The sequence below is a fragment of the Micromonospora sp. NBC_00858 genome, assembly GCF_045207365.1.
Classification (GTDB): Bacteria; Actinomycetota; Actinomycetes; order Mycobacteriales; family Micromonosporaceae; genus Micromonospora.
This window is the reverse complement of record NZ_CP108828.1, coordinates 2,134,498-2,160,251: the sequence shown is the minus strand read 5'-3', so window position 1 is coordinate 2,160,251 and position 25,754 is coordinate 2,134,498. Positions and strand designations below refer to the sequence as shown.

Sequence of the window (25,754 nt, the reverse complement as noted above, 5' to 3'; positions counted from 1 at the left end):
CCCCTGACGTTCTTAGCACGCGTCAGCGAAGCTCGTACCGTTATGGCGTTTATCGTCCGTTACGCGAGGTTGCCTCGCGGATCGGCGACGGGCTCAGGGACCCGACCCGCTGCCTCGTGCAGCAGCCGCTCGATCCGGTCCACCCCGGCCGGCAACGACATCTCCCGCAGGTACGCCTCCCGACCTCGGCGTCCCATCTCGGCACGCGCCGGCGGGGGGATGGTGGCGGCCAACCAGAACCGGTCGGCCAGCGCGGCCCAGTCCTCCGGCGGGCAGGACAGCCCGGCCCGGGCCCGCTCGACCAGCTCGGCGGTGTCCCCACCGGCCGAGGCCACCACCGGTGCGGCGCAGGAGAGCGCGGCCTGCAACTTGCCGGGCACCATGCCGCGCAGCTCTGGCAGGTCGCGCAGCATGACCAGCTGGTAGTCGGCGGCGGCGTACAGCTCGGGCATGTCGACCGGGGACCGCCGCTCCATGAAGCGGACGTTCTCCGCGCCCAACTCGGCGGCGAGCCCCCGCACCCGCCGCTCGTCCGCGCCCGAGCCGACCAGGACCAGTTCCATCGTCCGGTCCAGCGCCGCGGCGGCCCGTACCGCCGTGTCCAGCCCCTGCCGGGCACCGATGGTGCCGGCGTGCATCACCACGCACCGACCGTCGCGGCGAACCAACTGGCGGGCCGCCGCGCCCGGCGTCGCCGGGTGGAAGATCCGCTCGTCGGTCCAGTTCAGCACCAGCCGGACGCGGGCCGGGTCAGCGCCAGCGGCGACCACCAGGTCCCGCATCGACGGCGCCGCGACGGCAACCCGTGCGGCGGACCGGTAGATCCGGGTCATCGCCGTACTCATCCGCGCCGCCCAGCGCCCGTCGCCCGCCTCGTCAGCGCCGTCGCGCGCCCAGACATCCTGCACGTGCAGCACCGCTGGCACCCGCCGGAGCAGCCGGAGCACGCCGGCGGCGGCGAACGTGGTGGCCGGCAGTTGGAAGACGTAGAGCGCGTCCACGTCGCCCAGGTACCGGCGCGCGGCCAGCGTCGCGCTGCCGGCGAAGGACAGGTAGCTGGCCATCCGGACGCCGGCGGCCCCGGGGCGGCCGGAGTACCGGGGCACCCGCCGGACAGTCAGCCGCTCACTGTGCGTCTGGTGGTGCCAGCGCTGCCGCCAGCCGGGATAGACGTGGCCGCCGGGGTAGTCCGGGAATCCGGTGAGCACCCGAACCTCGTGCCCGCGTGCGGCCAACTCCTCGGCGAGGCTGCCGGGGATGAACGCCGGCTCGGGCGGAAAGTGGTACGACAGGATGCCGATCTTCACCGGGCCACCGCCATCCGCTGCGGATCGGCGTCCGTCGGCGCGGCACCACGACCGGCGGGCACCCGGCCCGCGTACGATGCCGACAACCCCTCCCTGCGCGGCCACCGGCGTCGACGCACCGCCCTCGCGGTGTGGCCGTCCGCGTCCGCACCGACGAGAGGGGTACCGATGGCCGACCGCGTGCTGTTCGTCTGCCACGCCAACCTGTGCCGATCGCCGATGGCCGAGTACCTGGCCCGCCGGCTGCTCGCCGATCGGCCGGTCATCGTGGCCAGCGCCGGCACCGACGCGAGGGACGGGTTGGCCATGCACCCGTACGCCATGGAGGTCGCGGCCGAGAGCGGCGCGGACCCGGCGGATTTCCGCACCCGGGGGCTGCGCCCCGAGTACCTGGCCGACGCGACGCTGGTGCTGACCGCGACCCGGCGCCAGCGCTCGGTCTGCACCGCGCTGGCGCCGGCCGCGCTGCACCGGACGTTCACCCTGCGGCAGTTCGGCCGGCTGGCCGCGGCGGCCGAGCCGCCCACCGAGCCGGCCGACGACCCGCTACGGGCCGCGATCGCCGCCGCCGCCCACGCCCGGGGGCGGCTGCAACCCGCCGCCCCGGACGCGGACGACCTACGGGACCCGATCGGCGGCACCGCCGCCGACTTCCGACGCTGCGCCGAGGAGATCGAACGTTCGCTGCGACCCCTCGCCGCGCTCATCGGGGCAACCGGGTGAGTTCCTGGGTGCGGTCGGTGACGCCGTTGACCCCGGTGTTCTCGGCGTGCCGGGCGGACGTGGCCCGGTCGGTCGGTACCGACGGCGTCGCCGTGGAGGCGACCACCCGGTAGGCCTCGTACTGGTACGCCTCGGCCTTGGCCACCTTGGCCATGTTCAGCACACAGCCGAGCAGCCGGACCGAGACCGAGTGCAGCGAGCGGGCCGCTGCGGCCACCTGGGTCCGCGAGGTGCGGCCCTGCTGGGTGACCAGGAGGGCACCGTCGGCCTGCACGGCCACCACCACACCGTCGGTCACCGCGAGCAGCGGCGCGGTGTCGATGATCACGATGTCCGCCGACTCGCGCAGCGCCAACAACAGGTCCGCCATCGCCTTGGAGCCGAGCAGTTCGCTCGGGTTCGGCGGGGCGGAGCCGCTCGGCAGCACCAGCAGCGACTTGTCCCCCCAGCGCTGCACGACGTCGCCCACCTGGACGTCGCCGACCAGCACGTCGGTGAGACCGACCCCGGCGTCCATGCCCAGGTACTCGTCGACCTTGGGACGACGCAGGTCCGCGTCGACCAGCAGCACCCGCCAGCCCGCCTCGGCCAGCGCGATGGCCAGGTTGCAGGAGAGCGTGGTCTTGCCCTCGCCCTGCAACGCGCTGGTCACGGCGATGACCCGGGCCGGCTCGTGCACGTCCACGAAGCGCAGGTTGGTGCGTAGCTTGCGGACGGCCTCGGCGCGCGCCGAGGTTGCGGCGTCGCCGATGATCAGTGGTGCGGAGCGGGCGTTGCTCTCGAACGGGATCTCACCGAGCAGCGGGCTGCCGGTGGCCCGCTGCAGACCGGCGGCGTCGCGCAGCCGGACGTCGGCCACACCCCGCAGGATCGCCAGTCCGACGCCGAGCACCAGGCCGATCAGGCCGCCGAGAGTGAGGTTCTGCACCGGCTGCGGCGAGACGGGGCTGGCGCTGACCCGGGGGCCGCTGACCACCTCGATCTTGATCGGCGCCTTGCCCTCGGGCGGTGTCTCGACCTTCTGGACGAGCTCGACGAACTTGTTGGCGAGGGTCTCCGTCACCCGCAGCGCACGGGTCTGGTCGGTGTCGGTGACCGACGCGCGCAGCAGTACGGTGCCGGCCTCGGTGGAGGTGCTGACCCTGCGCTGCACCTCGTCCGCGGTGAGCCCGACCGGGTTCTCCGCCACCACGCTCTGCGCCAGGCGGTCGCTGCTGAGCAGGTCGGCGTACGACTTGACGCGCTGCTGAAGGAAGAGCCCACCCTGGTAGGCGTCGGTGACGCCCTGGTTGGGGGTGGTGACGAAGAAGGTCACCGAGGCGACGTACCGGGGTTGGGCCCGTACGGTCAGGAACGCCGACACGCCCAGGGCCACCATGACCGTGAGCAGCGCGACCCACCAGTGCCGACGCACGTGACGCAATTGGCGGAGCAGGTCCATCAGGTGCGCCTCCGTGCCGGTCCGGTTACGCCAAAGAACTTCACGAAAACCCCCAAGGTCGTCTGCAAACTCGTGAAACCATTAAACCGGCTCATACGGCTTATGTCCGGAGTTATGTGTTTTCAGCGGCGACGAGTGCGCCCGAATGACCAACCCGACAAACGTCCAATCGGCAGCGGTGACATCGGGGAAAAGTCGGCGGCCGATCGGGCGGCGTTCCATCGCCCCTGCGTTCGCCGTGACCGGCGAGCACGGATAGGGTCGGCAACGGTGTGCCGGGAAGTCTGGTCGGCGAGTGGATTCCTGCCGTCCCGACAGCCCGAGGTGAGCCCCACAGATGACCGACCGCACCCCGCCCCCCAACCGGTCGCGGCCGGCGGCGGCCCGGCTCTTCTCGCGATCGTCGTGGCCCGAGGCCCGGCACCTGGCCGACGTGCTGCGCACCGAGACCGTCGGTGGCGCCCTGTTGCTACTCGGCGCCGTACTGGCGCTGACCTGGGCGAACTCCCCCTGGGCCGACTCGTACACCCGGCTCGGCCAGTGGCAGCCCTGGCCCGGCGGCGCGCGCTGGCATCTCGACCTGGACCTGGCCACCTGGGCCGCGGACGGGCTGCTGGCCATCTTCTTCTTCGTGGTGGGTCTGGAGCTCAAGCGGGAGTTCGTCGCCGGTGAACTGCGTGACCCGCGGCGTGCCGCGCTGCCGGTGGTGGCCGCCCTCGGCGGGATGCTGGTGCCCGCGCTGATCTACGTAGCGGTCGTCCTGACGGCGGGCGGGGAAGGTCTGCGCGGCTGGGCGATCCCGACCGCCACCGACATCGCCTTCGCGCTGGCCGTGCTCGCGGTGGTCAGCTCACACCTGCCCCAGGGCCTGCGTGCCTTCCTTCTCACCCTCGCCGTGGTCGACGACCTGTTCGCGATCACCATCATCGCGGTGTTCTACACCGCCGACTTCCATCCCGTACCGCTGGTGGCCGCGCTGGCGCCGATCGGACTCTTCGCGCTGCTGGTACAGCGCGGGCGTAGTTGGTGGTGGGCGCTGATCCCACTCGCGGTCGCCGCCTGGGCCCTGGTGCACGCCTCCGGCGTGCACGCCACGGTGGCCGGCGTCCTGCTCGGCTTCACGGTGCCGGTGCTGGCCACCCGTCGTCGGGCGGGTGCCGCCCAGACCGACGGCCGCCCGCCGGCCAACGGGGATACCGGTGGACTCGCCGCGCACCTGGAGCACCGCTGGCGACCCGTGTCGGCCGGCTTCGCGGTGCCGATCTTCGCCCTGTTCGCCGCCGGGGTCACCCTGCGCGGCACCGACCTGGGCGCCCTGGTGACCGACCCGGTGGTGATCGCCATCGTCGCCGGCCTGGTGCTCGGCAAGAGCATCGGCATCTTCGGGTCGACCTACCTGCTGGCCCGGTTCACCCGCGCTGAACTGGACGAGGACATCACCTGGTCCGATCTGCTCGGGATCGCCCTGCTGGCCGGCGTCGGGTTCACCGTGTCGCTCCTCATCGGCGACCTGGCGTTCGGCGTCGGCAGCACGGCCGACGACCGGGTCAAGGCCGCCGTGCTGGCCGGTTCGGTGATCTCCGCCGGACTGGCCGCCACGGTGCTGGCCCGCCGCAACGCCGCGTACCGCCGGGTGGCGGAGCGCGAGCGGCTGGACGCCGACGGCGACGGCGTGCCCGACGTCTACCAGCGGAAGGGCGACGGCTGACCGGGACCGGCCCCGCCGGCCAGTCAGCGGCCGCGTTCGACGGGCCGGCGCTCCTCGGTCTCCTCGGACAGCGCCTCGGCCGCCGGTTCGGTGAGGTCGTCGCCGGGCACCGCCACCTCCTCGGCCTGATCCTGCTCGTCGGGCTTGCCGCCGGGCTGCGGCTCGGGAGCGGTGGCACCGCCGGCGAAGCCGTACTCGTTCGGTTCGTCGTGCCTGCTCATGTGGTCGTCCTCCCGCGTGCACCGGTTTCGCCTCGTACCGCCAACGGTAGGTGGTGATCGTCCCCGGCGAGGGGCGGTCCGGATTGTCGACGCGACCACGGTGGCGCGGCGCCCAGCGCCGCCCAGAGCAGCTGGCGCAGCGCGATGATCGCCGCCGCGCCGGCCAGGTCGGTCCAGCCGGGCCCGCCCGCGAGCCGGAGCACGCCGGCCGCGGTCAGCAGGTCCAACAGCACCCGGATGGCGGCCCGGCCAGCGCCGGTGCTCAGCACGGTGACCACACCGGCGACGAGGGCCAGCGCGGTGACTGCCGTGACCAGCACGCCGATCATGTCCGGTGCTCAGCCTCGGCCACCTGACGCTGCTCCTGACGGATCTCCCGGCCCAGGAAGTAGTTCAGCGCCGTCCGGATCGTGGCGATCGCGGCCAGCTGGCCGATCTGGTCGAACGACGGGGACACTGCGGTCCGCAGCACGTCGGCCGCCAGCTGGAACTCCAGACCGAGGGTCAGGAACCGGCCCAGGGTGAGCCGGATCGGGGTGAAGACAGCGGCGGTGCGGTGTCGCAGCCCCTCGACCACGAACCGCACCGCCGCCCAGACCGCACCGACGAAGATCACTACGGCACCGGCGACCTCCACCACGGCGACCAGCACCGCATCGCCGTGGCGCAGCAGTTCCGCCGGTTCCACCCGGAGCCGTTACCCGCCAACGAGGCGGGTAGTCGGCGGCGCTTAGGTCAGCTCGCTCACCGCCTCCAGGATCAACCAGAGGCCGGAAATGGCGAAGAGCACCGCGGCGCCGTACTTGATGGCCTTCTCCGGCAGCCGGCGGCCGAGCAGCCGGCCGACCAGGATGGCCAGAGCGTCCGCGGCCACCATGCCGACGGTGGAGCCGAGCCAGGTGCCGAACCAGCCGTACTGGGTGGCCAGGGTGATCGTGGCGAGCATCGTCTTGTCACCCAGCTCGGCCAGGAAGAACGCCACCGACACCGCGACGATCGCGGTCTTGTTGGTCTTCTCGGCCTTGCGCTTCTCCTCGTCGGTGAGCTTGTCCCCGCGCAGCGTCCACGCGCCGAAGCCGAGGAACGCCAGGCCGGCCACCAGGGAGATCCAGTCGGTGGGCAGCACAGCGCCGAGCCCTGTGCCGATGGCGACCGATGCCAGGTGCACCACCGCCGTGGCGATGGTGATGCCGATCAGCACCGGCATCGTCCGGAAGCGGGTGGCGAAGGTCAGCGCCATCAGCTGGCTCTTGTCCCCCAGCTCGGCGACGAAGATGACACCGAAGCTGATCACCAGCGCGGCGAAGAAACCCTCCATGACGTCCTTCCCGTTCACGCCGGGAGGAGGAAAAGAGGCGCCCTCGACCCGGCCACGACAGCCTGAGTCGAAGGTCTCGCCCGCCCCGGAGACCGGGGCCGCGTGGCCGGGTGCGGAACGCACCAGTATGTCGACCACGACATTGGGGGCTACTCCCCTTCGCGCGACCAGCCTAACCGATCATCGGTGGGGCTGGCCGGGGTGGGTGAACAGCCTCACCGCGCCTGGGCCAGCGTGACCCCGAACAGCCCGTCCGGGTCGGTCCAGAACTCCGTCGCGGTGAAACCCGCCGCGGCCAACTCGGCGGCGATCCCCGCCGGGCGGAACTTCGCCGACACCTCCGTGCGCAGCTCCTCCCCCGCGGCGAACTCCACGGTCAGGTCCAGCACCCGGACCCGCAACGGCCGGGTCGCCCGCAGCCGCATCTCGATCCACTCGTGGTCCGGGTCCCAGCGGGCGACGTGGTCGAACGCCTCCGGGTCGAAATCGGCGCCCAACTCCCGGTTGATCACATGCAGCACGTTCCGGTTGAACTCCGCCGTCACCCCGGCCGCGTCGTCGTACGCGGGCACGAGCACCGACGGGTCCTTCACCAGGTCGGTGCCGAGCAGCAGCCAGTCGCCCACCTCCAGCGCGGCGCGCATCTCGGCCAGGAACTCGGCCCGCTCGGCCGGCAGGAGATTGCCGATGGTGCCGCCGAGGAACACCACCAGCCGGCGGCCCCCGGTGGGCAGCCGGTCCAGCTGCCGGGTGAAGTCCCCGACGATGCCCCGGACCCGTAGCCCCGGATAGTCGGCGGCGATCTGCGCGGTGGACCCCAGCAGCGCACTGACCGACACGTCGAGCGGAACGAACGTGCCCAACCCGCCCTGACGGGTGAAGGCGTCCAGCAGCAGACGGGTCTTCTCCGACGAGCCGGAGCCCAGCTCGATGAGGGTCTTGGCCCCGGTGAGCGCCGCGATGTCGGGCGCGTGCTCGGCCAGCACGGCCCGCTCGGCCCGGGTCGGGTAGTACTCGGGCAGCCGGGTGATCGCCTCGAACAGTTCGCTGCCCCGGGCGTCGTAGAACCACTTCGGTGGAAGCCACTTCTCGTCGGCGCTCAGCCCGGCCCGAACGTCCTGGCGCAGGCCCCGCTCCAGGTCCTGCTCCTCGAGGTAGATCTCCAGCGGCTCCGCGGTCATCGGTATTTCCTCTCTGCTCGGTCAACCGTTGGGGCACGACCGGTGCGACTCACCGGGTCGGCAGCGGGCTCACCCGCACCTCGCTCGCGGTGGCGGTGACCAGGTGCCCCTCCGGCACCGGCCGCCACCCGGGGTCGTCGTCGTGCGGCTCCGAGGCGAGCAGCACGGTGCCCGCCGCCGCGCGCACCGACAGCGCGTGCCCGGCCGCGCTGGCCACCACCCGGTGCCCGTCGGTGAGCAGCAGGTTGAGCCGCGACCCGGGGGCCGCAGCGGCGACGTCGGCCACCGTCTGCGCGACCGCCTCGGCCGGGTCGACGCCGGCGCGCAGGCGCTGCCGGACCAGCGCCCAGAGCAGCGCCGAGTCGGTGGCGGCGTCCAGGGTGAGGAGGTCGCGCACCGGCAGGCCGGCGGCGAGCGGCACCACGGCGTCCGGCCAGCCGCGCACCACCCCGTTGTGGCTGAACAGCCATCGCCCCTCGGCGAACGGCGCGGCAGCGCCGTCGAGCACCGCCATCCCGACGGTGGCCGAGCGGACCGCGGCGAGGACCGCGCCGGCGCGGGTCACCGCCGCGAGCTGGGCGATGGTCGGGTCGCTCCAGATCGGCTGGGCCCGCCGGTAGCGCACCGGCTCGCCGTCACCCGGGTACCAGCCGACGCCGAACCCGTCAGCGTTGATCGTGCCGCCGCCGCGCATGTCGCGGGGCGCCCAGGACTGCCGCACCAGTGAGTACGGGGGGTCGAACAGCAACTCGGCCAGGGTGACCGGCGGCCCCAGGTAGGCCAGGTGGCGACACATCAGCGCACCCCGCCCGCCGGCCCGTCGGTCGCGCGGTGGCTCACCGGTGCGACTCGTCCGGGTTGGCGTCGCGGGCGCAGCGGAAACCGCTGAAGATCTGCCGGCGGATCGGATAGTCCCAGTTGCGGAAGGTGCCCCGGCAGGCCGACCGGTCGGTGCCGAACGAGCCACCACGCAGCACCCGGTAGTCGTCGCCGAAGAAGACCTCCGAGTATTCCCGGTAGGGGAACGCGGCGAAGCCGGGATGCCCGCCGAACGTCGTGGAGGTCCACTCCCAGACGTCGCCGATGAGCTGGTGCACGCCCAGCGGTGAGGCACCGGCTGGGTACGCGCCCACCGGGGCCGGCCGCAGGTGGCGTTGGTCGAGGTTGGCGTGCGTGTCGGTCGGGTCGTCGTCACCCCAGGGGTAGCGGCGGGACCGCCCCGTCGCCGGATCCCAGCGGGCCGCCTTCTCCCACTCCGCCTCGGTTGGTAACCGCTTGCCGGCCCACGCCGCGTACGCCTGCGCCTCGTACCAGCACACGTGCACCACCGGCTCGTCGGCGCGGACCCGGTCCCACCGGCCGAAGCGCCGGTACGCCCAGCCGTCGCCATCGCGGCGCCAGTGCATCGGCGCGCTGAGCTGCTCCTGGAGCCGGTGCGCCCACCCTTCGGCGCTCCACCAGCGCGGGTCGGAGTAGCCGCCGTCGGCGATGAACCCCTCGTACTCGCCGTTGGTCACCGGGACGGCGTCGATGACGTACGCGGGCAGGTCGACGCGATGCGCGGGACGCTCGTTGTCCAGGGCCCACGGGTCGATATCGGTGCCCATGGTGAAGGGACCGGCCGGCACCAGGACCTCCCCACCGACCCGGGCGGGCGGCTCCGGCGGCGGCGGGGCGTGCAGCACCGCCGGCCCCGAGCGCAGTTGGTGGGTGGCGAGCATCGTCTCGTCGTGCTGCTGCTCGTGCTGGACGATCATGCCGAAGGCGAACCCGTCGGCGACCAACGGCCGTTCGCTGAAGGTCACCACGTCGAGCAGGTCGTGCACCTTGTCCCGGACGGTGCCCAGGTAGGCGCGTGCCTCGGCCGGTGGCAGCAGGGGCAGCGTGGGACGGTCCCGGCGCGGCTGCTTGAACGCGTCGTACAGCTCGTCGATGTCGCACCGGACCGGCTCTCGGCCCCCGACGTCGCGGACCAGCCAGAGCTCCTCCTGGTTGCCGACGTGGGCCAGGTCCCAGACCAGCGGTGACATCAGCGGCGAGTGCTGGCGCATCAGGTCGGCGTCGTCGACCACCTCGGTCAGCAGCGCAGTGCGGGAGCGGGCCCGCGCCAGCTCCGCCGCGATCCGGCCGCGCAGTTGCTCCCCGTCGGCGTGTCCCGTCGTGCTCGCGGTCACCGCGCCACCTTTCGGTCGCGACTGCGAGGCTCGCAACCCCGGCTCACTCCTCGCACTCACCGGTCTCCCCTTTCCGCGGCGGTCAGCCGCCGCCGTACGCCTCGCTGGATCTCGTCGTGGATGCCGACCGGCAGGTCCAGCCGGGGCAGGGTGGTCAGGGCCAGGTCGAGCAGCGCCGCCGCGGCGACGGCCAGCGCCGGGTCGGCCAGGCCGTGCCGGGCCGCCGTGGACCAGCGGTGCGCCACCGGCGCGCCGATCGCGTACGCCGCGTGCACGGTGCCCGGATCGGCGAACAGGGCGGTCAGCACCGCCAGCGGGAGTCGCCAGTCCCGACCGGGCTGGGCGTCCAGGTAGCGCAGCTCCAGGTAGCCGCGCGGCCGCACCGGCGGAAAGAGGGTGCTGACGTGGTAGTCGAGGTCGTCGGTCGTAGGCGGGCGGGGCAACGCGCCGTCAAGCCAGTCGGCGAAGGTCACGCCGGGCGGCGCGGTCCAGTCCGAACCGTGCCGACGCAGGCAGAGCAGTGGCGCGGCGAGCACGTACCGGATCCAGGCGGCGGTCGGGTCCTCGTCTGGGCGGCCGGCCGCCCAGACGGGTCGGGTGCGGGCCGGGTCGATGGCCAACCATGCGGCCATCCGGGCGGACGCCCAGCCGGTACGCCGACCGGCGTGCCGGGTGGCGGAGGCGAACGCGGCGAGCAGGGGCGGGCCGACCGCGTGGGCCGCGGCCCAGCGAGCCGCGACCTGGTCCGGCTCGCCGGCGTCGAGGCAGACCTGCAGGCCGGCGGTGCTGTACATCATGGTGCGGCCGGCCGGGCCTCGCCGGTCGAAGGCGCCGCGCATCGCGCGATAGCGGGGGGTGTCCACCACCGGGTGGGGCCGACGGTGCGGGTCGATGCCACTGCGACCGAGAATCAGCCCGCCGGCGGCCAGCAGGTCGGTGACCTGGGCGATGTCGGCCTCGGTGGCCTGGATCAGCGCGGCGACCGAGGGGCGGGGTGGGGTGGAGATCTCCAACTGGCCGCCCGGCTCCAAGGTCACCGTGCCGCCGTATCGCAGCGGCTCGGCCGGGCTGGTGGCGTCCAGCGTGACGGGGCTGTGCCGCCCCAGCGCCGCCCGCAGCCGCGTCGGGTCGACGGGTCGGGCGGGATCGGCGGCGTCGTGCACGGTCCATTCCAGTTCGACGCCGGTGCGGGTGGGTGGGCCGGTCTTGAAGCAGATCCGGGCGAGGTGTCGGTTTGCGGCGGCGGACTCGTGCAGGATGGCGCTGCGGTCCAGCTCAGGTGACGTCACCACCGGTCGTGGCCCCCTCTCCGTGTGCCGGCTCCGGGACACTGTGCCACCGTAAACCCGCCCACCGACACCGTCGGGGGCGTCGACGGCGCCACCAACCTCTGTCTAACAGACGAATTTCCCGGTGCAGGGCGGAACGAACCGCCCCGCCGGTCGGACGCTCACCGCTGGGCGGGCTCGCCGGTCGATGACGGCTTGACCTTCGGCGACGTGGTCGGCTCCGCCTCGGGCACCAGCCGCTGGCAGTACGCCTCGACCTCGCCAGCGCCGCCGGCGGCGGTCACCAGGTTCTGGAAGGCCGGCGTACGCAGCGCCTTCTCCGCCTGGTCGGGATTCTTGGCCAGCCAGGCGCGGCACAACCCCCGCAGCTGCCCGGCGGGCGGTTTGCCAGCAGCCGACGGGGTGCTGGAAGCGGATGGCGTGCCGGGCGGCGGCGCCACCGACCGGCTGGGCGCGGCGGTGCGATCACCGGACGCGGTCGCCTCGACGTCGGAAGGGCTGGACGACGGGCTGCTCGGCGCCGGTGGCACCGGGTCCGGTGCCCGATCCAGACGGACCGCGGCGAAGGCGGCGCCCGCGGTGGCGGTGGCCGCCACCGCTCCGATCCAGGCCACCACGCCGGTGGTCGCTCGGCGGCCGTGTGGCCGGCGGGCCACGGTCGGCGCCGGGTTGACCTGGGCGGCCCGGAACGCGGCCAGTGCGGCCTCCTCGCCGGTCAGCTCCCCGGGCCGGGACGGGCCGGCGGCCGCGGCGAGCAGTCGTGCCACCGGGTCGGCCGCCGTGCGGTCGGGGGTGGTCGCGCGGACCTGGGCCGACGCGGCGTCCGGGTCGGCGGCCTGGCCGGCGCGGGTCGCGTCGAGCAGTCGTTCGGTCTCGGCACGGTCGGCCCGCCGGTACGGGTTCATCCGGAATCCCCTCACGTCAGCCGTCCGCCGGCTCGGCGCGCGACGTCCGCCGGGATCGAGCGCCGCGTTGACGAGGCGGCGGCATCGCCTCGACACCGACCGGCGGGTCCGTGCCCTCGGCGTCCACCGGCGGCACCGTGCCCTCGGCGTCCACCGGCCGCACCGTGCCCTCGTCACCCGGCGACGCCGCGACCAGGCCCTGCTGTTCCAGTAGGGCGGCGAGCCGCCGCAGACCCCGGTGGGCGGCGGTCCGGACGGCACCGGCCCGGCGGCCCAGTACCCGGCCGGCGGACTCCGCGTCCAGCCCGATCACGGCCCGCAGGAGAACCGCCTCGGCCTCCCGGGGAGGAAGGGTGGCGATCAGTGCCAGGGCGGCCTCGGTGCCGACCGTCTCGCCGGCCCGCTCGGCGGTGTCCGCGTCGTCGGCCAACTCGGCGAGCGCCTGCACCGGAACCGCCACCGATGGCCGGCGACGCAGCCGGCGCAGGTGGTCCATCGCCCGGTTGCGGGCGATGGTCACGGTCCAGGCGCGGAACTCACCGCCGGTGAAGTTGGGCAGGTCGCGGGATATCTGCAGCCAGGTCTCCGATGCGACGTCCTCGGCGTCCGTGCCGACCAGGGCGGTCAGGTAGCGCAGCAGGCCGGGCTGGAGGCTGCGGTAGAGGAAGCGGAAAGCGTCCTCGTCTCCGGCCTGCGCCGCGGTGACCGCGTCCGACAGCTCGCCGCTCATCCGGGGACCACGGATCGTCCGGGACATCCCGGCCCGATCCGCTGCGCCGGGGCGTTCCGGACGGCACGGACCGTCGGCCGGATCAGTTCCCGCACCGCACCGCCCTCCGCCGATTCTGATCGCGCCCGGGTCCGCGGTGGCCGGGGCTGGTGGTCTGGACCAGCGCCATGACGGTCGGTTGTCGACGCGCTGTCCCGGGCGGGCCTGAGCCGGGCTAACGCTAGGAGGGGGAGCAACGGGGCGACAAGCTGGCACCGTGTCACGGAAGAGTGACAATTATCAACCGGCTCGCGCGGCGCGTTGCCGTAACGCGCGGTGACCTACGGACGCTACGCGCGCTGCGGGACGATTCTCCGGCGTCGTGAGCGAGCGTACGGCGCCGTGTGTCGGCTTTTGTCACACGGCGTCGCTGTCTCGTCACACACCGACCACGTCCACACAGGTCAGACCGGATGGACCGTCGGTATGGACCGCCCGGCCGAGCAACCGTGGCGCGCCGTTCAGCGCCACTCTGGGTACGGTAATGCTGTGTTGTCATCGGAGGTCGTGCTCAGCGGTAGATACCGCCTGGACGAACGTGTCGCCACCGGCGGCATGGGCGACGTCTGGCGTGGCACCGACCTGGTCCTCGGCCGGCAGGTCGCGGTCAAGGTCCTGCTGCCGGCGCTGGTCTCCGACCCCGACTTCATCGCCCGGTTCCGGGCCGAGGCGCGGATCATGGCGGCCCTGCGGCACCCGGGCATCGTGCAGGTCTACGACTGCGGCGAGGACGACCTGCCCGACGGCAGCCGGGCGGACTACCTGGTCATGGAGTTCGTCGACGGCGAGCCGCTGTCCAAGCGGATCGAGTCGGCCGGCCGACTCGACGTGACCGAGACGATGTCGATCGTGGCTCAGGCGGCCCGGGCGCTGAACGCGGCGCACCGCGGCGGCATCGTGCACCGCGACGTCAAGCCCAGCAACCTACTGGTTCACGAGGACGGCACCGTCGTCCTGGTGGACTTCGGGGTGGCCCGCTCCACCAACGTCACCAGCATCACCAGCACCAACGCGGTGCCGGGCACCGCCCTCTACATGGCGCCCGAGCAGGCCGCCGGCCGGCCGGTCAGCGGTGCCACCGACATCTACGCCCTCGGCGCGGTCGCGTACTGCTGCCTCACCGGCGGTCCGCCGTTCACCGGCGACAATCCGCTCCAGGTCGCCGTCCGGCACCTGGACGACGAGCCGCCGGAGCTGCCGCACGAGATTCCGGAGGCGGTCCGCGCTCTGGTGTCCCGGGCACTGGCCAAGGATCCGCTCGAGCGGTTCACCAGCGGCGCGGCGATGGCCGAGGCGGCCCGGACCGCGGTGACCGGTGGGGAGCCGCCCACCGCGATGGCGGCGTCGGTCCCGCTGCGCGACGCCGGGCCGGGCACCCGTACCGACGTGCCGGTCGGCGCGGCGGTCGCCCCGGCGGGCGGTCGACGCGGTCGACGGGGCGCGCTGGTCGGCGCGGCGGCGACCGTGCTCGTGGCCGTGACCGGCCTGGTGACGGCGCTGGGCGCGGCGAAGAACGCGGACGCCCCGGCGGTCAAGCTGCCCACCACCTCGCCGACCGTGGCGCCGACCGACCAGGTTGACCTGCCGGCGGCGAACGAGCAGATCACGAATCCGGCCCGGCCGGACCGGCCGCACGCTCCCCAGAACACCCCGTCGGCCTCGGTGAGCGCGACGCCGAGCACACAGCCCAGCCAGACGGCGAGCCCGTCGTCGCCGTCGCCGAGCGCCACCACGCCCCCGACGACCGACCCGACGGGCGGCCCGACGACCGACCCGACGCCGGTCGAGCCGACCCCCACCACGAGCCCGACGGCCGAACCAGGGGCACTCCCGGGCAGCTGAGCGGACCACTGCCGCTCATCAGCCCCACCAGCACCGGTATCACCAAAACGGACTTACGGCACCGAAGACCCCTCTAGGCTCTCAGCAGGTCATTTCCACCATCTGCCGCGGGAGCCCGGGTGAGTGCTGAGAAGCTGGTCGTGATCGGCCAGGGGTACGTCGGACTGCCGCTGGCCATGCGCGCCGTGGAGGCGGGGCTGGACGTCGTCGGCCTCGACGTCGACGCCGACCGGGTGAAGCGGCTCGCGTCCGGCGAATCGTTCGTCGAGGACATCCCGACCGACCGGCTGGGCCGGGCGCTGGGCAGTGGGCGGTACCACCCCAGCACCGAGTACACCGACGCCGAGGGCTTCGACATCTGCGTCATCACCGTCCCCACCCCACTGCGCGACGGGACCCCCGACCTGAGCTTCGTCGAGCAGGCCGGCGTCGGCATCGGCCCGTACGTGCGGCCGGGCAGCACGGTGATCCTGGAGTCGACCACCTACCCGGGCACCACGCAGGAGCTGCTGCGTCCGCTGCTGGAATCGGCCAGCGGGCTGCAGAGCCCCGGCGACTTCCACCTCGGCTACAGCCCGGAGCGGATCGACCCCGGCAACCCGACCTGGCGGCTGGAGAACACCCCGAAGGTGGTCTCGGGCGTGGATCAGGCGTCGCTGGCCCGGGTGGACGGGTTCTACCGGCGGCTCGTGGAGCGCACCGTGCCGGTCGACTCGACCCAGGTCGCCGAGCTGACCAAGCTGATCGAGAACACCTTCCGCCAGGTCAACATCGCGCTGATCAACGAGCTGACCATGCTCTCGCACCACCTGGACATCGACGTCTGGCAGGCGATCGACGCCGCCGAGACCAAGCCGTTCGGCTTCCTGCCGTTCCGCCCCGGCCCCGGCGTCGGCGGGCACTGCCTGCCGATCGACCCGTGCTACCTGTCCTGGCAGGTGAAGCGCCGCCTGGGCCGGCAGTTCCGGTTCATCGAGCTGGCCAACGACGTCAACCACGAGATGCCCGAGCACGTCACGCAGCGGATCATGGCAGGGCTGAACAGGGCCGGCCGCTCGGTCAGTGGTGCCCGGCTGCTGCTGCTCGGGCTGGCGTACAAGAAGAACACCGGCGACATGCGGGACTCCCCCGCGGTCGACGTGGCCCGCCGCTTGCAGGCCCTCGGTGCCCAGGTCCACGCGGTCGAGCCGTACGCCGAAGCGCACCAGATCCCCGCCGGGGTGACCGTGGTCGGGCTGACCGAGCGGGAGGTGCGGGCCGCCGACGCGGTGGTGGTGGTCACCGACCACGACAGCTTCGACTACGACCTGGTGGTCCGGCACGCCCGCTACGTCTTCGACACCCGCAACCGGTGCTCCGGCTCGATGGTCGAGCTTCTGTAGGCCCGGCACTGCTGGCCGGTCCCGCCGCCGGGGAAGACGGCGGGGCCGGCCGGCGGCTGTCCGTCCGCGTCGCCGCCCGGTTCCTAGTCGCTGAGCGCCTCGACGACCGGCCGGGACAGCGCCCGGCGGGCCGGCAGCACCGAGGCGAGCAGGGCAGCCAGCACCGCGCCGCCGAGAATCAGCCCGAGTTGGCCGAGCGGCAGCACCACGTGGAAGTCCCCGCCCAGGCGGGCCAGCAGGGCCATGGCGGCGGCGCTGACCCCGGTGCCCAGCCCGACTCCGAGCACCGCGCCGACCAGTGCCACCAGCACCGCCTCCACAGCGAGCATGGCCCGCATCCGGCCCCGGGTCAGCCCGACCGCCCGCAGCACCGCGTTCTCCCGGGTGCGCTCCACCACCGACAGGCTCAGCGTGTTCGCCACGCCGAACAGGGCGATCACCACGGCCAGGCCGAGCAGCGCGGTGACGAAGGCCAGCAACATGTCCACGGTGCCGGTGAGCATCTTCTTGTACGCGCCCTGGTCCATCAGGTTCACCGTCGGGTAGCGGGCCAGCACCGCCTCGATCGCGTCCCGGGCGCGCTCCGCGCTCACTCCGGCCGCTGGGTCCGCCTCGGCCAGGAAGCCCCGCTGATCCGGAAAGAGCGCGGCGAAATCGGCGTCGGCCATCTCGATGACGTGCCCGGCGGGTGCATCACTGGCGGCCATGGCGGGCGTGTCGTCGGCGACCACCGCGACCACCCGGAACGGGCGCCCCCGGACGGTGACCGGGGAGCCGACCTGCCAACCCCGCGCCTGCGCGAGCTCCCGGTGCACCAGCACCTGACCCGGCCCGAGCCGGCCGACCTCGCCGGCCAGCACGCCGCTCAGCGTCCGGCCGACCAACGCCGGATGGGCGGCGCGGATCTCGATGTCGGCGGCGACCGTGCTGCGCTGCTCATGCACCACACCCAGTTCGGGACGGGCCACCAGCTCACCAGCGAGCGCGGCGGGGAGGTTCGAGCCGATTCCACTGACCACGAAGTCGGTCCCGATCTCGGCGTCCACACTGCGTTCGATGCCGTCCTTGGTGCTGCGTGCGCCGACCACGAACGCCGACACCAGCCCGATCCCGATCACCAGCGCGGTGGCGGTCGCGGCGACGCGACGGGGATTGCGGACCGCGTTGGCCACGGCCAGCCCGGCGGTCACCCCGACCAGACGGCGGGCCGGCCAGCCGAACGCCCGGACCAGCGCGGGAACGAGAACCGGCCCGAACAGCACGATCCCGAAGAAGGCCAGCACCCCTCCGACAGCCACCAGCAGCACCTGACCGGCGCTCGCGGCGCCAGCCAGCGCGGCGACACCGGCGGCCAGCACCACCGCACCGAGGGTCAGCCGGAGCCGACCAGCGCCCCGGCTGGGCTGCACCGCGGCGTCGGTGAGTGCGGCCACCGGCGCGACCCGGGTCCCCCGCCAGGCCGGTAGCAGGGCGGCGCCCACGGTGAGCAGGGTGCCCAGCAGCAGGCCGGTCAGTACGGTCGATCCGGTGACGGTCAGCCCGCCGGATACCGGCACGTCCAGTCGGGACGTCAGCAGCCGAATTCCGCTGGCGAGCGCCACCCCGAGCAGCACCCCGACACCGGAGGCGACCATCCCGATCACCGCCGACTCCAGCAGGGTGGCCCGGAAGACCTGCCCCCGGGTCGCGCCGACCAGTCGCAGCAGCGCGGTCCGCCGGGTGCGCTGAGCCAGCACGATCGCGAAGGTGTTGGCGATCACGAAGCCGGCCACCACCACAGCGACCGCCGCGAAGATCATCAGCACCATGGTGAACTGGTCCAGGTCACGAACCGCCTCGTCGACGGCGTCGTCGAGGATCTGCTGGCGGCTCCGCACGCTGGTGTCGGCGCCGACGGCGGCGCGTACCCGGTCGGCCAGTGCGGTGGCGGAGATGCCCGGCCGGGCCGCCACCATGATCCGGCCATATCCGCGCTCGCCGGTGACCGCGAGCGCGTCCGGCCCGACCAGGCCGATGAACGGACCGCCGACGTCACGTGTGGTGCCCGCCACGTCGACGGTCCCGACCAGGGTGTACGGGCGGGCGGCACCGCCGGTACCGCCGATCTGGACCGGGGCGCCCAGGGCGAAGCCCTCCTCGGCCACCGTCGGCGCGTCGAGCACCACCTCCCCGGCACGGTCGGGCAGTCGGCCGGCGACCACGTCGTACGAGCGCAGGGCGTCCTCGGTGGGAATGGCGACGAGCACGGTGAAGCCGAGCACCGGCCGACCGTCGGCGCCGACGATGCCGCCGGTGTTGGTCAGTTCACCGGCCGCGGCGGCCACCCCGTCGAGAGCCCGGACCCGGTCGACCAGGTCGGTGGGCAGCGGTTTCGTACCGGTCGGATAGACGCCGAGGTCGGTGTGTCGGTCGAAGGTGCCGGCCCGGTCGTACGCGCCGGCGCGCATCCCGTCGACGAAGATCAGAGTGCCGGCGATGAACGCGACACCGAGCACAACGGCCAGCGCGGAGAGCAGCATGCGCAGCGCCTCGGCGCGCAGCGAGCGCAGAGTCAGGCGGATCATCCCGTCACCGCCCCGCATTCCAGGTCACGGGTGGTGACCGCGACGCCGGTGCCGGCGTGGGTGGAAGGTGCGAGGGACACGTGGGCTCCCCGGTGGAGGTGCGGATCGGACCCCTCCGACGCTATGGCCGGCGCGGGTCGGTCGATCTCCACCTGCGCGCTCGACCTGTGTGCGTCCCGGGTCGCGGTGTGCCCGCCGGCCGGTACGACTCAGGTCGTACGCGGGGTCACCCGCCGGGCGTGACCAGCCCGCTCTCGTACGCCAGCACCACCGCCTGAACCCGGTCGCGCAGGTGGAGCTTCGCCAGGATCCGCCCGACGTGGGTCTTCACCGTCGCCTCGGCCACGTGCACCCGCGCGGCGATCTCCGCGTTGGACAGCCCCTGCGCGACCAGCAGCAACACCTCGCGTTCCCGCTCGGTGAGCTGCGCCAGCCGGGGGTCGGCGGTCGGGCCGGCACCGAACTGGCCGGCGAACCGGTCCAGCAGCCGCCGCGTGATCGACGGCGCGACCACCGAATCGCCCTCGGCCACCACCCGGATCGCGGCCAGCAGCTCCTCCGGTGGGACGTTCTTGAGCAGGAAGCCGCTCGCCCCGGCCTGCAGCGCGGCGAACGCGTCCGCCTCGGTGTCGAAGGTGGTCAGCACCAACACCCGGGGCGGACCGGCCGGGCGGTCGGCGCAGAGCCGCCGGGTCGCTTCGACCCCGTCCATGGTCGGCATCCGGATGTCCATCACCACCACGTCGGCCTCGGTGCGGGCGAGCACGCGCAGCGCATCCGCCCCGTCGATGGCCTCTCCGACCACCTCCAGGTCGGGCTGGGAGTCCAGCACCATCCGGAACCCGGCGCGTACCAGCGCCTGGTCGTCCACGATCACCACCCGGACCGTCATGCCGCGATCACCTCCGTTGCGCTGTCCGACGGTAGCGGTAGCCGGGCCTCGAGCTGCCAGCCCCCGGCCAGCCGAGGACCGGCGGTGAGGCTGCCGTCGTACACCGTCACTCGCTCCCGCATGCCGAGCAGGCCGTGACCGCCGGACGGCGCCGGGCTGACCACGGGCCGGCCGCGACCGTCGTCGAGCACCCGGACCACGACGGCGTCGGCGGCGTACGTCAGGGTCACCTCGACGCCGGCACCGACGCCGGCGTGCTTGAGCGCGTTGGTCAGCGCCTCCTGCACGACCCGGTAGACGGTCAGCTCCAGCCCCGGCGGCAGCGCCGGCGGCTCGCCGTCGACGGTGTGCCGGATGCGCAGCCCGGCGTCACGGAACCGGGCCAGCAGGTCGGGCAGCTCGGTCAGGGCCAGCCGGCGGTGCTCCGGGTCCGCGGCCACCACCGAACCGCCCGCGCCGGAGGGACCAGCGTCCCGCAGGACGCCGACCAGCCGGCGCATCTCCTCCAGGGCCTGCCGGCCGGTGTCCGCGACCACCTTCACCGCCGTCCGGGCCTGCTCGGGGTCGCGGTCAAGCATGAAGCGCGCCCCGTCCGCCTGGACGATCATCACGGCCATGCTGTGCGCCACCACGTCGTGCAGCTCGCGGGCGATCCGGGTGCGTTCCTCGGCGACCGCCGCCCGCGACTCGGCCTCCCGTTCGCGTTCGAGGGTGCTGGCCCGCTCCTCCAGGCTGAGCACGTAGAGGCGGCGGGTTCGCACGTTCAGCGCGACCAGCCAGACCGCGCCGGTGACCAGCGCGTACCACAGCGCGGTCACCCACCAGCTGATGAGGCCCGGCGTCTGCGCGGCGGCGAGCAGTACGCCAACGGCGGCGACCGCGCCGGCGAGCACCCCGTCGCGCAGCCGCTGGCCGTACTTCACCACGCTGTAGAGCGCGATCAGGACGGCGACGTCGTAGGCGAGCGGACCCCACTGTGCGATCACCTGGACCAGGGCGAGTGCCGCGATCACCACGGTCACCGCGCTCGGGTACGAGCGGCGGAACAGCAGGGCCACCGCCATCCCCACGCCGACCAGGGTGGCCGCCCAGCCGCCCGGCTGGTTCACGGCCCCGGCCAGGCCGAGGAGCGCCACCGCACCGGCGACGGCCACGTCGAAGGCGATGCCGCGCAGCGGGCGACCGAACATCGTGCGTCTCACGGTCACCCAGCGTACGTGCCGGATGGCCGAGCCCTCTCGCTCAGCCGGCGAGGACCTCGCGCATCCGGTCGATCTCGACGGTCTGCTCGGTGGCGACCGAGTTGGCGAACTCGCTGAGTGTCAGGTCGGAGCCGACCTTGAGCAGGTTGGTGGCCATCTCGATGGCACCCTCGTGGTGTTCGGTCATCATCCGAACGAAGAGCCGGTCGAAGTCGGCACCGTGGGCGGCGGCCAGTTGCCGCATCGCCTCCAGTGACTGCATTCCGCGCATGCTGCCGTGGTCGTGCCCCGGGGCCTCCGCCGGGAGGCCACGGGTCTGCAGCCAGCCGCGCATCATGCCCATCTCCGGGCCCTGGCTGGCCCGGATCCGGTCGGCGAGGGCGCGGATGGTCGGGTTGGCGGCCCGGTCGGGCGCCAGCTGCGCCATCTCCAGGGCCTGCGCGTGGTGCGGGATCATCATCCGTACGAACCAGACGTCCAATGAGTTGTGCGGGGCGGGGCCGGCGTCTCGGACCTCGTGGGCCGCGCGGGTGGACGCCGACTCGCCCGGGCGGCCGGGCGCGATGACGGTCAGGTCGGTGGGAACGGGGCTGGCCGTCGGCGCGGTGGCGGTGGGCGCGGAGACCGGCTGCGCGGCGCGCGTCCCGGAGTCGTCCCCTGTGCGGACAACGACGAACGCCACCAGCGGCAACAGGAGCGCCAGTGTGACGATCGCCAGGGTCCGTGCGCGCCGACTGGTCATGGGCCACTCCCTGGGGTCGAGGTCATCGCGATGTTATCCATTGAGGAAGACGATAGGTTGTGACCCAGGTCACATCGATGCTCTTCGTCGGACGGTAATGTGCCAACCATCGTCTCCCCCTTGCGAAGGGCCTCGCCGATGATCAGACTCCACATGCCACGGTTACGACAACTCCGGATCGTGGCCCTCGCCGCCACCGGCCTCCTCGTCGCCAGCGTCCTCGTCGCCCCGGCAAGCAACGCGCAGGTCGTGACGCAGTCGGCCCCGGTGGCCGCCGCTGCGAACACGATCCCCGGCGTCGACGAGATCGTGAGCAGCCCCAACCTCCGCCAGATCGCCAACGTCCCCAAGGTCGCACCGCTGGACGCGACCAACAGCGACATCGCCTTCCAGGGCAAGTACGCCTTCGCCGGCAACTACAACGGCTTCGTCATCTACGACATCTCGCGCCCCAACGCGCCGACGGTCAAGTCCCGCGTGCTCTGCCCGGGGTCGCAGAACGACATCTCCATCCACGGCGACCTGCTCTTCCTCTCCACCGACTCGCCGCGCAGCGACGACTCGTGCAACAGCACGGGGCTGCCGGCGACGGAGAAGCAGTCGTGGGAGGGCATCAAGGTCTTCGACATCAAGGACAAGGCCAACCCGCGCTACATCAAGTCCGTCGAGACCGCCTGCGGCTCGCACACCCACACCCTGGTGCCGGGCAAGGACCGCAAGGCGATCTACCTGTACGTCTCGTCGTACAGCCCGCGGGCCGAGTTCCCCGACTGCCAGCCGCCGCACGACTCCATCTCCATCATCAAGGTGCCGCTGAAGAAGCCCACCGACGCGGCCGTGGTCTCGACGCCGAACCTCTTCCCGGATGGCGGTTTCCCGGGCAGCGGGACCGGCTCGGCGACCACCGGTTGCCACGACATCACCGCCTACCCGGAGAAGGACCTGGCCGCCGGCGCCTGCATGGGTGACGGCATCCTGCTGGACATCCGCAACCGCGAGGCGCCCCGGGTGATCAACCGAGTACGGGACACGACCAACTTCGCGTTCTGGCACTCGGCCACGTTCAACAACTCCGGCACCAAGGTGATCTTCACCGACGAGCTGGGTGGCGGTGGCGCGGCGACCTGCAACGAGGCCATCGGCCCGAACCGTGGCGCGGACGCCATCTACGACATCACCGGTCGCGGTGACGCCCGGACGATGAACTTCCGCAGCTACTACAAGATCCCCCGCAACAACGCGGACACCGAGAACTGCGTGGCGCACAACGGCTCGCTGATCCCGGTGCTCGGGCGGGACATCATGGTCCAGGCGTGGTACCAGGGCGGCATCTCGGTCTGGGACTTCACCGACTCGGCCAACCCGAAGGAGATCGCCTTCTGGGAGCGCGGTCCGCTCTCGGCCGACACGTTCGTCGGCGGTGGCACCTGGTCCGCGTACTACTACAACGGACACATCTACTCCAACGACATGGTGAAGGGCCTCGACGTCCTGGAGCTGAACGACTGGCGCACCTGGACGGCGAAGCTGGTCAAGTACAAGGAGCTCAACGTGCAGACCCAGCCCAGCTACCTGAGCTGGTAGGCACCAAGCACTGATCTGGTAGGCACCGCGCACGACGCCGGGCCCGGTCCCCGATTCCGGGGGCCGGGCCCGGCCACGTTCCAGCGGGTACGGCGAATCAGCTCATCGGCAGCTGGTAGCGCCGCTCGCCGCCGCCGGTGGCGGTGACCAGCCGGACCTCGCCGCTGCGCAGGCCGTACGTCACCGACCAGCGGGTGTGCCCCTGCCGGACGGAGGCGAGCACCCGGTGCGCGGCGGTGGCGTCCAGCACCCCGCCGGCCCGGCTCAGCGCGGCGGCGATCTGCCCGTACCGGTGGTCCTCGCGGCGCCGCTGCTCGGAGACTCCGGCGACCGGCACGTTGGTCAGCGCCTGCCAGCCGCCCGTGCCCCGCTCCACCCGCAGCTCACCGTCGACGAACTCGATCACCGCCGACGCACCGGTCGCGTCGGCCAGCAGGTAGTGCAGCGCCGGGCCGCCGTCGAAGTCGAGGTTGTGCCGGCTGAACACGGCCACCGCCTCGTCGACCGTGGCAGCCCGGTCCAGCACCAGCCGCAGGATCCGCACCGAGCCGACGGTGGGCTTGCCCGGGTCGGCGCGGACCGTTGCCGCGTCGTCCGCGGCCAGCCCCACCGCGAGGCCCCGCTCGTTCATCCCGTCGAACGGCAGCAGCGGCGCGTCGAGCAGCCGACGGTCACCGGTCGGGTCCGCGCCGACCCCGAGGTAGGAGATGTCGACCAGCGAGATGGCCGCGTAGCCGTCCGGCGGATCGGTCCGCAACACGAGCGCCGGGTTGGCATCCCAGTCGAAGTTGCGGGCGAACAACGGTCGGGCCGGGTCGCCCGCGGCGACGAACAACGAGCAGCCGAACGGGCTGGACGGGGTCGCGTCGGTGCCCGCCGTCGGGTCGTACGCCCCGACGTAGGTCATCTCGTACAGCGGTAGGTCGTCCACCCGGCGCAGACTGGCCATGGTCCGCTCGGCCTGGGCCGCGTCCTGTCGCGAGGCGTTCGGCATGTCGTCCGGCACCGAGTTGGGCGCACCACTGGGCCCAGCCGTGGTGCAGGAGGTCAGGGCAAGCAGTAGGGCCATCGTGGCGGCCGGCAGGGTCCTCCGCATATCCGTTGGACGCTATGGGACCGATCGACGGTTGTCCACCGCACCGGTGCGGTCTGTCGGGTTCCCCGCACCGGGCCACCCCGACGGGCCGGAAGGGCGCCGACCCCGCGCTGGTGGGGCTGGTCACCACGACGGGTCCAGCGCGGGCGGCGGGCCGGACATCATGCGAACGTGGTCCGACGTGAAGCTAGCCGCCGCCGACGCGCCACCCGCCCCGCCCGAGCCGACCGCGCGCTGGCGTCCCCACCCGCTCGATCTGGTGGCGGTCGTCCTCGCGGTGGCCGGGGCGGCCTGCGCGGTGAGCGGGCTGCTGCCCCGTGCCGAGACCAGCGACACCCTGCACCGGGTCCTGCCGCTGCTGCTGTTCCTCGGCACCGTGATCGTGCTGGCCGAGCTGACCGCCGTGGCCGGGGTCTTCGACGTGCTGGCCAGCCGGCTGGCCATCGCCTCCCGGGGCAGTTGGGCGGCCCTGTTCCTGCTCTGCGGCGGCCTCGCCACGCTGACCACCCTCGTGCTCAACCTCGACACCACCGCTGTGCTGCTCACCCCGGTGCTGCTCGCGCTGGCCCGCAGCCTGCGCGTCCCGGCCGGCCCGCTCGCGGTCACCACGGTCTGGCTGGCCAACACCGCCAGCCTGCTGCTGCCGGTGTCCAACCTGACCAACCTGCTGGCCGCCGACCGGGTCGGTCTGGCCCCCTTGGCGTACGCGGCCCGGATGGCGCTGCCACAGCTCGCCGCCGTGGCGGTCACCATGGTGCTGCTCTGGTACGCCTGGTGGCGGCGGGACCGGCCGGCCGGCGGACGCTTCGTTCCGCCGGCCCGCCACGTGCCCGCCGATCCGGTGCTGCACCGCACCGCGCTGGCCGGTTGTCTGCTCTTCGTCGCCGGCATCGTCGCCGGAGTGGAGATCGGCGTCGCCTCCACCGTCGCGGTCGCACTGGTGCTGCTCGGCTTCGTCGTCCGCTCCCCCGCCACGCTGCGCCCAGGTCTGGTGCCGTTGCGGCTGCTGCTCTTCGTCACCGGCCTGTTCCTGGTGGTGCAGACCCTCGGCCGGTACGGGCTGGACGACCTGGTCGCCGGTCTGCTCGGCGCCGACGGCGGTGCCGCCGGGGCGCTGCGTGCCGGCGGGACGGGCGCCCTGCTGGCCAACGGGGTGAACAACCTGCCGGCCTACCTGGCCGGAGAGTCGGTGCTGCCGATCGGCGACGAGACCCGTCTGCTGGCCCTGCTGATCGGTGCCAACGTCGGCCCACTGGCCGCCCCCTGGGCGTCGCTGGCCACCCTGCTGTGGTTCGAGCGGTGCCGGGCGGCCGGGGTGGCGGTGCCGGTGACCCGGTTCGTGCTGACCAGCATCCTGCTCGCGGTCACCGGCACGCTCGCCGCAGTCGGCGCGCTGCTGCTGGTGAGCTGAGCA

General features: G+C 73.0%; 23 protein-coding genes. 6 read left to right on the top strand and 17 right to left on the bottom strand.

Annotated features, from left to right (window positions below):
* Positions 1–59: 59 nt before the first annotated feature.
* The gene (locus tag OG990_RS10165; protein WP_386981841.1) at positions 60–1,307 is read right to left on the bottom strand and encodes a glycosyltransferase family 4 protein; all 1,248 of its coding nucleotides are present in this window, start codon (positions 1,305–1,307) and stop codon (positions 60–62) included.
* A 168-nt stretch (positions 1,308–1,475) separates the two neighbouring features.
* Here OG990_RS10165 and OG990_RS10160 point away from each other — a divergent pair, with 168 nt between their 5' ends.
* Positions 1,476–2,030 carry a low molecular weight phosphatase family protein gene (locus OG990_RS10160; protein ID WP_406080061.1) on the top strand — a complete coding sequence of 185 codons (555 nt, stop codon included), beginning with the start codon at positions 1,476–1,478 and terminating at the stop codon, positions 2,028–2,030.
* On the opposite strand, the gene OG990_RS10155 is transcribed toward OG990_RS10160, so the two are convergent.
* Positions 2,011–3,471: a polysaccharide biosynthesis tyrosine autokinase gene (locus OG990_RS10155; protein ID WP_406080059.1), complete on the bottom strand. Its 1,461-nt coding sequence runs from the start codon at positions 3,469–3,471 to the stop codon at positions 2,011–2,013. The genes OG990_RS10160 and OG990_RS10155 overlap by 20 nt on opposite strands.
* 337 nt (positions 3,472–3,808) lie before the next feature.
* Here OG990_RS10155 and nhaA point away from each other — a divergent pair, with 337 nt between their 5' ends.
* Positions 3,809–5,179, top strand: coding sequence for a Na+/H+ antiporter NhaA (gene nhaA, locus OG990_RS10150; protein WP_406080058.1), 1,371 nt, complete (start codon positions 3,809–3,811; stop codon positions 5,177–5,179).
* A gap of 23 nt (positions 5,180–5,202) precedes the next feature.
* Here the strand turns inward: nhaA and OG990_RS10145 are convergent, their stop codons facing one another.
* The 10 genes from OG990_RS10145 to OG990_RS10100 all read right to left on the bottom strand — a co-directional run bounded on the left by OG990_RS10145 (position 5,203) and on the right by OG990_RS10100 (position 12,997).
* Complete coding sequence (locus OG990_RS10145; RefSeq protein WP_328416511.1) at positions 5,203–5,400, bottom strand: hypothetical protein; 198 nt, start codon at positions 5,398–5,400, stop codon at positions 5,203–5,205.
* Positions 5,397–5,729 carry a hypothetical protein gene (locus OG990_RS10140; RefSeq protein WP_406080057.1) on the bottom strand — a complete coding sequence of 111 codons (333 nt, stop codon included), beginning with the start codon at positions 5,727–5,729 and terminating at the stop codon, positions 5,397–5,399. The genes OG990_RS10145 and OG990_RS10140 overlap by 4 nt, the downstream gene beginning before the upstream one ends.
* Entirely contained in the window at positions 5,726–6,088 is a 363-nt protein-coding gene (locus OG990_RS10135) for a DUF1622 domain-containing protein (RefSeq protein WP_328416508.1), read from the bottom strand. Before OG990_RS10135 ends, OG990_RS10140 begins: the two co-directional genes overlap by 4 nt.
* 42 nt (positions 6,089–6,130) lie before the next feature.
* Positions 6,131–6,718, bottom strand: coding sequence for a TMEM165/GDT1 family protein (locus tag OG990_RS10130; RefSeq protein ID WP_328426614.1), 588 nt, complete (start codon positions 6,716–6,718; stop codon positions 6,131–6,133).
* A 215-nt stretch (positions 6,719–6,933) separates the two neighbouring features.
* Positions 6,934–7,899, bottom strand: coding sequence for an L-histidine N(alpha)-methyltransferase (gene egtD, locus OG990_RS10125; protein ID WP_406080055.1), 966 nt, complete (start codon positions 7,897–7,899; stop codon positions 6,934–6,936).
* Positions 7,900–7,948: 49 nt separating this feature from the next.
* Positions 7,949–8,695 carry an ergothioneine biosynthesis protein EgtC gene (gene egtC / locus OG990_RS10120; protein ID WP_406080053.1) on the bottom strand — a complete coding sequence of 249 codons (747 nt, stop codon included), beginning with the start codon at positions 8,693–8,695 and terminating at the stop codon, positions 7,949–7,951.
* Between the two features lie 40 nt (positions 8,696–8,735).
* A complete protein-coding gene (egtB, locus tag OG990_RS10115) occupies positions 8,736–10,073 on the bottom strand; it encodes an ergothioneine biosynthesis protein EgtB (protein ID WP_406080051.1) in 1,338 nt (445 codons plus the stop codon).
* 56 nt (positions 10,074–10,129) lie between these two features.
* Positions 10,130–11,365 (bottom strand): ergothioneine biosynthesis glutamate--cysteine ligase EgtA, encoded by a 1,236-nt coding sequence (gene egtA, locus OG990_RS10110; protein WP_406080050.1) that lies wholly within the window; start codon positions 11,363–11,365, stop codon positions 10,130–10,132.
* Between the two features lie 158 nt (positions 11,366–11,523).
* Positions 11,524–12,267, bottom strand: coding sequence for a hypothetical protein (locus tag OG990_RS10105; RefSeq protein WP_406080048.1), 744 nt, complete (start codon positions 12,265–12,267; stop codon positions 11,524–11,526).
* Between the two features lie 16 nt (positions 12,268–12,283).
* On the bottom strand, positions 12,284–12,997 hold the full coding sequence (locus tag OG990_RS10100; RefSeq protein ID WP_406080046.1) for an RNA polymerase sigma factor: 714 nt from the start codon (positions 12,995–12,997) through the stop codon (positions 12,284–12,286).
* 528 nt (positions 12,998–13,525) lie between these two features.
* Between OG990_RS10100 and OG990_RS10095 the strand changes: the two genes are divergently transcribed.
* A complete protein-coding gene (locus OG990_RS10095; protein WP_406080045.1) occupies positions 13,526–14,878 on the top strand; it encodes a protein kinase domain-containing protein in 1,353 nt (450 codons plus the stop codon).
* A 119-nt stretch (positions 14,879–14,997) separates the two neighbouring features.
* A complete protein-coding gene (locus tag OG990_RS10090) occupies positions 14,998–16,260 on the top strand; it encodes a nucleotide sugar dehydrogenase (protein ID WP_386981876.1) in 1,263 nt (420 codons plus the stop codon).
* An 83-nt stretch (positions 16,261–16,343) separates the two neighbouring features.
* On the opposite strand, the gene OG990_RS10085 is transcribed toward OG990_RS10090, so the two are convergent.
* From OG990_RS10085 to OG990_RS10070, 4 genes are all read right to left on the bottom strand, one after another.
* Positions 16,344–18,824, bottom strand: coding sequence for an ABC transporter permease (locus OG990_RS10085; RefSeq protein ID WP_406080044.1), 2,481 nt, complete (start codon positions 18,822–18,824; stop codon positions 16,344–16,346).
* Positions 18,825–19,050: 226 nt separating this feature from the next.
* On the bottom strand, positions 19,051–19,716 hold the full coding sequence (locus tag OG990_RS10080) for a response regulator (RefSeq protein WP_386981880.1): 666 nt from the start codon (positions 19,714–19,716) through the stop codon (positions 19,051–19,053).
* Positions 19,713–20,924: a sensor histidine kinase gene (locus OG990_RS10075; RefSeq protein ID WP_406080042.1), complete on the bottom strand. Its 1,212-nt coding sequence runs from the start codon at positions 20,922–20,924 to the stop codon at positions 19,713–19,715. Before OG990_RS10075 ends, OG990_RS10080 begins: the two co-directional genes overlap by 4 nt.
* A gap of 34 nt (positions 20,925–20,958) precedes the next feature.
* Complete coding sequence (locus OG990_RS10070; RefSeq protein ID WP_406080041.1) at positions 20,959–21,660, bottom strand: DUF305 domain-containing protein; 702 nt, start codon at positions 21,658–21,660, stop codon at positions 20,959–20,961.
* A gap of 138 nt (positions 21,661–21,798) precedes the next feature.
* On the opposite strand from OG990_RS10070, the gene OG990_RS10065 reads away from it, so the two are divergent.
* Entirely contained in the window at positions 21,799–23,244 is a 1,446-nt protein-coding gene (locus OG990_RS10065; RefSeq protein WP_406080039.1) for an LVIVD repeat-containing protein, read from the top strand.
* 97 nt (positions 23,245–23,341) lie between these two features.
* Here the strand turns inward: OG990_RS10065 and OG990_RS10060 are convergent, their stop codons facing one another.
* A complete protein-coding gene (locus tag OG990_RS10060; RefSeq protein WP_406080037.1) occupies positions 23,342–24,340 on the bottom strand; it encodes a carcinine hydrolase/isopenicillin-N N-acyltransferase family protein in 999 nt (332 codons plus the stop codon).
* Positions 24,341–24,521: 181 nt separating this feature from the next.
* On the opposite strand from OG990_RS10060, the gene OG990_RS10055 reads away from it, so the two are divergent.
* The gene (locus OG990_RS10055) at positions 24,522–25,751 is read left to right on the top strand and encodes an SLC13 family permease (RefSeq protein WP_406080036.1); all 1,230 of its coding nucleotides are present in this window, start codon (positions 24,522–24,524) and stop codon (positions 25,749–25,751) included.
* The last annotated feature ends 3 nt before the right edge of the window (positions 25,752–25,754 follow it).

Coding starts and splice junctions, on each gene's coding strand:
- egtD (WP_406080055.1), bottom strand. CDS start 7,899: ATGACCGCGGAGCCGCTGGAGATCTACCTCGAGGAGCAGGACCTGGAG.
- OG990_RS10085 (WP_406080044.1), bottom strand. CDS start 18,824: ATGATCCGCCTGACTCTGCGCTCGCTGCGCGCCGAGGCGCTGCGCATG.
- OG990_RS10155 (WP_406080059.1), bottom strand. CDS start 3,471: ATGGACCTGCTCCGCCAATTGCGTCACGTGCGTCGGCACTGGTGGGTC.
- OG990_RS10080 (WP_386981880.1), bottom strand. CDS start 19,716: ATGACGGTCCGGGTGGTGATCGTGGACGACCAGGCGCTGGTACGCGCC.
- OG990_RS10100 (WP_406080046.1), bottom strand. CDS start 12,997: ATGAGCGGCGAGCTGTCGGACGCGGTCACCGCGGCGCAGGCCGGAGAC.
- OG990_RS10060 (WP_406080037.1), bottom strand. CDS start 24,340: ATGCGGAGGACCCTGCCGGCCGCCACGATGGCCCTACTGCTTGCCCTG.
- OG990_RS10160 (WP_406080061.1), top strand. CDS start 1,476: ATGGCCGACCGCGTGCTGTTCGTCTGCCACGCCAACCTGTGCCGATCG.
- egtC (WP_406080053.1), bottom strand. CDS start 8,695: ATGTGTCGCCACCTGGCCTACCTGGGGCCGCCGGTCACCCTGGCCGAG.
- OG990_RS10140 (WP_406080057.1), bottom strand. CDS start 5,729: ATGATCGGCGTGCTGGTCACGGCAGTCACCGCGCTGGCCCTCGTCGCC.
- OG990_RS10130 (WP_328426614.1), bottom strand. CDS start 6,718: ATGGAGGGTTTCTTCGCCGCGCTGGTGATCAGCTTCGGTGTCATCTTC.
- nhaA (WP_406080058.1), top strand. CDS start 3,809: ATGACCGACCGCACCCCGCCCCCCAACCGGTCGCGGCCGGCGGCGGCC.
- OG990_RS10105 (WP_406080048.1), bottom strand. CDS start 12,267: ATGAACCCGTACCGGCGGGCCGACCGTGCCGAGACCGAACGACTGCTC.
- OG990_RS10145 (WP_328416511.1), bottom strand. CDS start 5,400: ATGAGCAGGCACGACGAACCGAACGAGTACGGCTTCGCCGGCGGTGCC.
- OG990_RS10070 (WP_406080041.1), bottom strand. CDS start 21,660: ATGACCAGTCGGCGCGCACGGACCCTGGCGATCGTCACACTGGCGCTC.
- OG990_RS10065 (WP_406080039.1), top strand. CDS start 21,799: ATGATCAGACTCCACATGCCACGGTTACGACAACTCCGGATCGTGGCC.